The organism is Pseudolactococcus hodotermopsidis, assembly GCF_011170085.1.
Lineage (GTDB): Bacteria > Bacillota > Bacilli > Lactobacillales > Streptococcaceae > Pseudolactococcus > Pseudolactococcus hodotermopsidis.
In genome coordinates this window covers 1-6,898 of the sequence record NZ_BLLI01000085.1, presented here as the reverse complement: position 1 = coordinate 6,898, position 6,898 = coordinate 1, and the positions used below count along the sequence as shown (strand labels likewise).

8 protein-coding genes are annotated in these 6,898 nt (G+C 43.0%); all 8 read left to right on the top strand.

All coding sequences use genetic code 11. The features are described from left to right. Positions 1-138: 138 nt before the first annotated feature. Positions 139-738: a nicotinate-nicotinamide nucleotide adenylyltransferase gene (locus Hs30E_RS10060; protein WP_172209813.1), complete on the top strand. Its 600-nt coding sequence runs from the start codon at positions 139-141 to the stop codon at positions 736-738. Further along, entirely contained in the window at positions 728-1,333 is a 606-nt protein-coding gene (yqeK, locus tag Hs30E_RS10055) for a bis(5'-nucleosyl)-tetraphosphatase (symmetrical) YqeK (RefSeq protein WP_172209812.1), read from the top strand. Before Hs30E_RS10060 ends, yqeK begins: the two co-directional genes overlap by 11 nt. Positions 1,334-1,365: 32 nt before the next feature. Continuing rightward, entirely contained in the window at positions 1,366-1,722 is a 357-nt protein-coding gene (rsfS, locus tag Hs30E_RS10050) for a ribosome silencing factor (protein WP_172209811.1), read from the top strand. A gap of 156 nt (positions 1,723-1,878) precedes the next feature. Further along, positions 1,879-2,622, top strand: coding sequence for a class I SAM-dependent DNA methyltransferase (locus Hs30E_RS10045; protein WP_172209810.1), 744 nt, complete (start codon positions 1,879-1,881; stop codon positions 2,620-2,622). Positions 2,623-2,704: 82 nt separating this feature from the next. Further along, positions 2,705-3,355: a hypothetical protein gene (locus Hs30E_RS10040; RefSeq protein ID WP_172209809.1), complete on the top strand. Its 651-nt coding sequence runs from the start codon at positions 2,705-2,707 to the stop codon at positions 3,353-3,355. Next, positions 3,349-4,443, top strand: a complete 1,095-nt coding sequence (locus Hs30E_RS10035; protein WP_172209815.1) for a nucleotidyltransferase — start codon at positions 3,349-3,351, stop codon at positions 4,441-4,443. The genes Hs30E_RS10040 and Hs30E_RS10035 overlap by 7 nt, the downstream gene beginning before the upstream one ends. 43 nt (positions 4,444-4,486) lie before the next feature. Beyond that, on the top strand, positions 4,487-5,200 hold the full coding sequence (locus tag Hs30E_RS10030) for a YebC/PmpR family DNA-binding transcriptional regulator (protein WP_172209808.1): 714 nt from the start codon (positions 4,487-4,489) through the stop codon (positions 5,198-5,200). 161 nt (positions 5,201-5,361) lie between these two features. Then, positions 5,362-6,570, top strand: coding sequence for an MFS transporter (locus tag Hs30E_RS10025; protein WP_172209814.1), 1,209 nt, complete (start codon positions 5,362-5,364; stop codon positions 6,568-6,570). Positions 6,571-6,898: the final 328 nt, after the last annotated feature.

Below are 6,898 nucleotides of genomic sequence, written 5' to 3'. Positions count from 1 at the left end.
TCTTCACGACTTCGTCGTTCAATCACTAAAGGAGTAGCCACTCCAACGCCTAAGCGTTAAACCGCTAAGGCACGTTGTAGATAGCTACTTCCCTAAGCTCTTCACGACTTCGTCGTTCAATCACTAAAGGAGTAGCCAATGGGAATTGAACTTCTCACCCCCTATACAAAAGTTGAACTTGAACCGCTGAAAAGTGGCAATCGCCGTCAAATCGGGCTTTTTGTTGGCAAATTTGCGCCGATTCATGTGGCGCATTTGGTTATTGCTGATCAAGTTCGGCGTGAGCTGAATCTTGAGCGCGTGCTTTTTATGCCCGAGTATGACGATGAAAATGCCACGATTGTCAGCATGCTTGTGCGTGCACTTCAAGGTAATAGTGGTTTTGGTATCGAGACGACGCGGCTCAATTCGGCGCAACCGCTTTCAGAAACTTTGCGCACCCTTTCTGAAAATAATCCCGATACTGATTTTTATTTCATTGCGGGCAGCGATGTGATTGGCGGTCTTTCTCAGTTGGAAAATGCGGGAGAATTGACAAAACTCGTGCAACTTGTTGGGGTACAGCGCCCAAGATTCAGAACGGGAACGTCGTTACCAATTATTTGGATTGATGTGCCACAAATGGACGTCTCGTCCAAAAACTTGCGAAAAATGTTGCAAACAGGTATTGAACCTAAATTTTTGATACCTGATGTGGTATTAGAGTTTATCAAGGAGCGTGGTCTTTATGGCTTTTGACTTTTTTCCCGAAATTAATTTGTCTCGGGCAGAATTATTGACAAAGTTATCAAACAATATGTCCGAAAAACGTTTTCAACACGTCCAAAATGTCGGCATAGCAGCTGTCAAATTAGCTGAGCGCTGGGGATATGCTGACGTGAGAAAAGCAGAACTTGCAGGACTGTTACATGATTATGCCAAAGAAGAAACGGACAAGACTTTTATCTTGCTCATCCAAAAATATCAGCTTGACCCAGATTTGTATCACTGGGATAATAACGTCTGGCATGGTATGGTCGGTATTTACAAGATTCGGGAGGATTTTGGGCTCACAGATTCGGAGATTCTGCGGGCGATTGAGATTCACACGGTCGGCAGTAGCGATATGACTTTGCTTGACAAGATTCTCTATGTGGCGGATTATATTGAGACGGGGCGCAATTTTGACGGTGTTGATTTTGCGCGCACCCTTGCTTTTGAGCAAGATTTGAATGCGGCGGTTGCCTATGAAACGGTGCGCACGGTTGAATTTCTTGCCCATAAAAAGCTGCCGATTTACCCGCAGACGATTTTGACTTATAATGCTTTTATTAAAAACTTGAGATTTTATTAAAGTCCTAAAAATAGAAAGATAAACTAACAAATATGACAACTCAAAACATGTTACAAACGGTCGTTACGGCGGCTGATGATAAAAAAGCGCTGAATATTGTTGCGCTTGATATGCGTGAAGTCAGTGGTGTCATGGACACGCTTGTCGTCATGGAGGCGATGAATTCACGTCAACTGGACGCTATTGTCGATAATATCACTGAACATATCAAGAAAAATGGCGGTAGCATTCACGGCGTTGAGGGTGTGGGCAATGACGGTTGGGTGCTGATTGATTTGATTGATGTTGTGATTAACGTTATGACACATGATATGCGTCTGACTTATAATCTCGAAAAACTTTGGCACGATGCGCCAGAGATTGATGTTTCAGAATGGTTGACAGCATAAATTATATAAGAATAGATGATGGAAGTTGTTGCTAGTTTGGTTGTTCTGTTGAATAATCGCCCAACGGCTAAGCGGTAAATCGCTAAGTCACGTTGTATGTAGCAAGACCCTAAGTTCTTCACGACTTCATCGTTCAATCGCTAAACAGGAGTAGCCATGGAAAATTACCAAGAATTTGCGCGGGTTTATGATAGTATCATGGATGACACGCTTTATAAGGCTTGGCACGACTTTTCGCTTCGTCATTTGCCGGCAAAGGTGCATGATATTTTGGAGCTTGCTTGTGGGACAGGCAAGCTTTCGGTGCAGTTTGCGCGTGACGGTTATGCCGTGACGGGTCTCGATTTGTCTGAGGATATGCTCGCCATTGCCTACAACCGCGCCCTTGACGAGCTTGCTGAAAATATCGGTATCGGCTTTATTGAGGGCGACATGCGCGATCTCAGCGATGTTGGGACTTACGATGCCGTGACTTGTTATAGTGACAGCATTTGCTACATGCCTGATCGTGCGGCAGTTCAGCAGGTTTTTGACGGCGTTTTCAACAGCCTAAATGCAGGTGGCACCTTTATTTTCGATGTTCACTCCGTTCATCAGATAGATGATGTTTTTCCAAACTATGCTTATCATGAAAATGAAGAGGACTTTGCTTTTGTTTGGGACTCATTTTCGGGAGAAAAACCGCACAGCATTACGCATGAGCTGACCTTTTTTGTCAGTGACGGCAAGGGCAAATTTGAGCGCCGTGATGAAGTCCATGATGAGCGAACTTACACAATTGATGACTATCTGAACATGCTTGATAATGCTGGCTTTATTGCTGTCAATGTATTTGCTGATTTTGAAGATGCTGCACCGACAGATGATAGCGCCCGTTGGTTTTTTGTGGCGACACGATGATACTGAAAACGATGCGCCATAGGCGCAAATTTTCGTAGGAAATTAGCTTGAAATTCAGATAAAGGAATAGAAAGGCAAACATATGCTAAATTTGATAGTGGTAATTATCGTTGGTGCGATAGCTTATTTTACGCTTGATAAGCGTGAGAGGCGGATTCCACGTTGGTTGAAGATTGTTTTTTGGTTAATTGTGCTGGGCTTGATAGTGGCAATTTCAGAGGAGCTTGGCGGTATAGTCGTTTTAGGGCTATTGGTTTGGTGGTTCGTGCGACGGACAAGTCGAAAAAAAGCACGTGTTACAGTGGCGAAACGTGAAAAAGAGGTTATTTCTGACGAGCCAGACAAACCGCAGTCGACTTATCAGCATTTGCAAAATCCGATCTCGCGTTATGTGTCAACGCCTAAACGTCGTGCGGCTTTGGCTGATCTTGAAAGTACGCCAAAGGAGCTTGCGGGTTATATTCATCAAGAAATTGATACTTTTTTCATGAATGAATGGACGAAAATGGCTGCCATTTATTCGGACGAAACGGGGCGTTTTGATACTGATGTTAGGGACAATGCGGCGCGCCAAATGCGCGAGATTTTGGATGCGATTTTTGCCAAATTTGCTAAAGTCAAGCGTGCTGAATTGGTCGAAAAACAGTCAATTAACGAAGAATTGAAAGCCAAACACAAGGAAGAAATCGACATTGCCATGCAAGTTTATGAAAAGTGGCAAGATAAATCATGATTTCAGGAATCGTTGCTGAGTTCAATCCTTTTCATAATGGTCATAAGTACTTGCTAGAACAAGCTTGCGGTTTGAAAATCGTTATCATGAGTGGCAATTGGTTACAGCGTGGCGAACCTGCGATTATTGATAAATGGGTGCGTGCGGATATGGCGCTTGGCAATGGTGCAGATATTGTTGTTGAGATGCCTGTTTTTTCAAGTGTGCAGAGCGCCGATTTTTTTGCCAAATATGCGATTGAAATCTTGGCAGAACTTGGGTGTCAGCAACTTGTTTTCGGGACGGATGCTGACGCAATTGATTATGACAAGTTGCGTGAGATTTACAGCAAAAATGCGCCAGCTATGCAAGATTTTTTGAAAATGTTACCGCAAACCCTGTCATATCCGCAAAAAACGCAGAAAATGTGGCAGAAATTTGCGGCTGTTACTTTCGCTGGTGACACACCCAATCATATCTTGGGTTTGGCTTATACCAAGGCTGCAGCGGAGTTTTCACTGAAAATGCGCCCTATCAAGCGGCTTGGTGCTGGCTTTCATGATGACAGTCTGTGTGAATTTGCATCGGCTACGGCGATTCGTGAGCATGTGGGGGTGGACTTGTCGGCTGTTATGCCAAACTTTGCGAGTTTCCAGACTGCGCCCAAGGTTCAGTGGTCGGACTACTTTTCCCTTTTGAAATATCGGATTTTGTCGGCAGATTTGACCGACATTTTCCAGATGAATGAGGAGCTTGCCGCTAGACTCAAGTCGGCGATTTTGACGGCGAGCGATTTTGACACGCTGGTTGCGCAAGTCGCGACAAAGCGCTATACCAAAGCGCGCGTTAAGCGGCTGCTTGTGTATACGCTACTCAATGTTGGCAAGTCACAAACTTTTGAGCTGAACCCACCACATATTTTAGGCTTTTCAAAGGTTGGGCAAGAGCATCTGAAAAATGTTGACGTGGTAACAAGGATTGGGAAGGCTTACAAAGACAGGCTGACCTTGCGCGCTGACGCTATTTATAGGCTTGGCAATAGCGAGATTCCTGAGCAAAATTACGGCCGTAGACCGATTATCACGCAAACATTGCCCATAAACGAGTAAAATATGGTAAAATATATAAAAACAACTAAAACGAGGTATAAAAATGGGACGCAAATGGGCGAATATCGTCGCGAAGAAAACGGCGAAAGACGGCGCAAACTCTAAGGTTTACGCGAAATTTGGTGTGGAAATCTACGCCGCGGCTAAACAAGGAGATCCAGATCCTGAACTCAATTCAAAGCTGAAATTCACGATTGAGCGCGCCAAACAAGCGCAAGTGCCGAAACATATCATCGACAAGGCGATTGATAAGGCGAAAGGTAGCAGTGATGAAACCTTTACCGAGGGGCGTTATGAGGGCTTTGGGCCGAGCGGTTCGATGATTATCGTTGATACGCTGACGACCAACGTCAATCGAACTGCCGCAAATGTACGCGCTGCTTACAATAAAAATGGTGGGAATTTCGGTTCATCGGGTTCAGTTTCATATCTGTTTGATAATACAGGTGTTATCGGATTTGTCGGCGACAATGCGGACGAAACTTTCGAATATTTGCTTGAAAAAGAGGTTGATGTACGTGACGTTGAGCAACAAGATGACCAAGTGATTGTCTACACCGAACCAGAAGATCTGCACAAGGCGCTTGAGGTTTTGCGTGAAAATGGTGTGTCAGAATTTACAGTGTCGGAGCTTGAGATGATTGCGCAAAGTGAACTCGAACTCTCTGACGACGATTTGGCAATATTTGAAAAATTGATTGATGCCCTCGAAGATGATGAGGATGTGCAAAAAGTTTATCATAATGTTGAGTTTTGATGTTATCAAGTCGAGAAATTCGGCTTTTTTTATTTTCCAAAAATAAGTGAAAAAAGTTCAGAATTTTTGTGCATTTCCTCTTGAAAAATTTGTCAGCTAGTGTTAGAATGATATGATATATTTTTTTGAACAAAGATCAAGAAAGAGAGAAAATTTTCAAAATGGACAACACGAACTCACAGAAAAAAGTTTTAATTTCAGCAGCAGCTGGGATCGGCTTAGAAAACATGGACATCATGTTCTTGTCATTCACGATGACCTCAATCATTGCTGCTTTCAATGTAACAGGTACGCAAGCGGGGTGGATTGGCACGATTACCAACTTCGGTATGCTTTTTGGTGGTATTATTTTCGGACTTTTGGCAGATAAAATTGGTCGCGTGAAGGTTTTTTCTGCAACTGTTGTTATCTTTTCAGTGGCAAGTGCGCTTATGTTTTTTGCTTCAAATATTTATTTGGTTTACTTGTTCCGTTTCATTGCGGGGATTGGTGCTGGTGGCGAGTATGGCGCCTGTATGTCGCTCGTTTCTGAGTCAACACCCAAGGAAAAGCTAGGTAAAGCAACATCTATCGTTGCCATTGGTGGACAAATTGGCGCGATTCTTGCTGCTGTTTTAGCCTCAATCATCATTCCGATTATGGGGTGGAAAATGCTGTATGTGATTGGTATTTTGCCTGTTCTCATGGTTTTGTGGATTCGCAAGGACATCAAAGAACCTGAAAGTTTTACAACTTCTGACAGCGCTAATCGTGGTCATATCGGCTTGCTTTTCAAGAATGGCAAAACGGCTTGGCAAACGATTGGGCTCAGTCTTATGGTTATGGTGCAAATCGCGGGCTACTTCGGTCTCATGAATTGGTTACCCAAAATCATGCAAGTTAAGCTCGATATTGATGTTGCAGGGTCGTCACTTTGGATGGTCAGCACGATTCTTGGGATGTCGGTTGGTATGATGACTTTCGGGACGGTCATGGATAAGTTAGGCGCAAAATTCTCTTACGCTGTTTTCCTCGTGTGTTCAGCGGCTTCTGTATACCTCTTGACACTTGCTAATAACACAGCAACATTGATTGCGGCGGCGGTTGTTGTTGGTTATTTTATCAATGGTATGTACGGTGGTTATGGTGCGATTATTTCGAGTTTGTATCCGACGGAAATTCGTGCTACGGCAAATAATTTTATCATGAATGTTGGGCGTGCAGTGGGTGGTTTCTCGTCAGTTATCATCGGTTTCTTGCTTGATCAATACAATTCAGTCATGATTGTTGTTGTTTTCTTGAGTTTGCTCTACATTTTCAGCCTACTTATCATGCTGACGATTCCTGGCGTTGCTGGTCTTAAAAATAGAAATGCTGTCAAGCGAAGTTGAAAATGTCCCAAAAAAAGTCTAAACATGAGTTACATTTATAAAGCAAAATTTGCTTTTAGATTCCATTTTTGATATGATTGAGTTATGATCTAGGCTGAATTTTCAGCTTGATATTCCAGAAGCGTTTTACCGATTCTTCTGAGATTGTCAAGCGAAATTGAAAATGTCCCAAAAAAAGTTTAAACATGAGTTACGTTTTGCTAAAGCAAAATTTGCTTTTAGATTCCATTTTTGATATGATTGAGTTATGATTTAGGCTGAATTTTCAGCTTGATATTCCAGAAGCGTCTTACCGATTCTTCTGAGATACTTTTCGAAAGATGCAAGT

What these genes read in the sequence shown, in the direction of transcription:
- Hs30E_RS10060 (WP_172209813.1), top strand. Translation starts at nt 139, where the DNA reads ATGGGAATTGAACTTCTCACCCCCTATACAAAAGTTGAACTTGAACCG.
- Hs30E_RS10025 (WP_172209814.1), top strand. Translation starts at nt 5,362, where the DNA reads ATGGACAACACGAACTCACAGAAAAAAGTTTTAATTTCAGCAGCAGCT.
- Hs30E_RS10030 (WP_172209808.1), top strand. Translation starts at nt 4,487, where the DNA reads ATGGGACGCAAATGGGCGAATATCGTCGCGAAGAAAACGGCGAAAGAC.
- Hs30E_RS10045 (WP_172209810.1), top strand. Translation starts at nt 1,879, where the DNA reads ATGGAAAATTACCAAGAATTTGCGCGGGTTTATGATAGTATCATGGAT.
- rsfS (WP_172209811.1), top strand. Translation starts at nt 1,366, where the DNA reads ATGACAACTCAAAACATGTTACAAACGGTCGTTACGGCGGCTGATGAT.
- Hs30E_RS10040 (WP_172209809.1), top strand. Translation starts at nt 2,705, where the DNA reads ATGCTAAATTTGATAGTGGTAATTATCGTTGGTGCGATAGCTTATTTT.
- yqeK (WP_172209812.1), top strand. Translation starts at nt 728, where the DNA reads ATGGCTTTTGACTTTTTTCCCGAAATTAATTTGTCTCGGGCAGAATTA.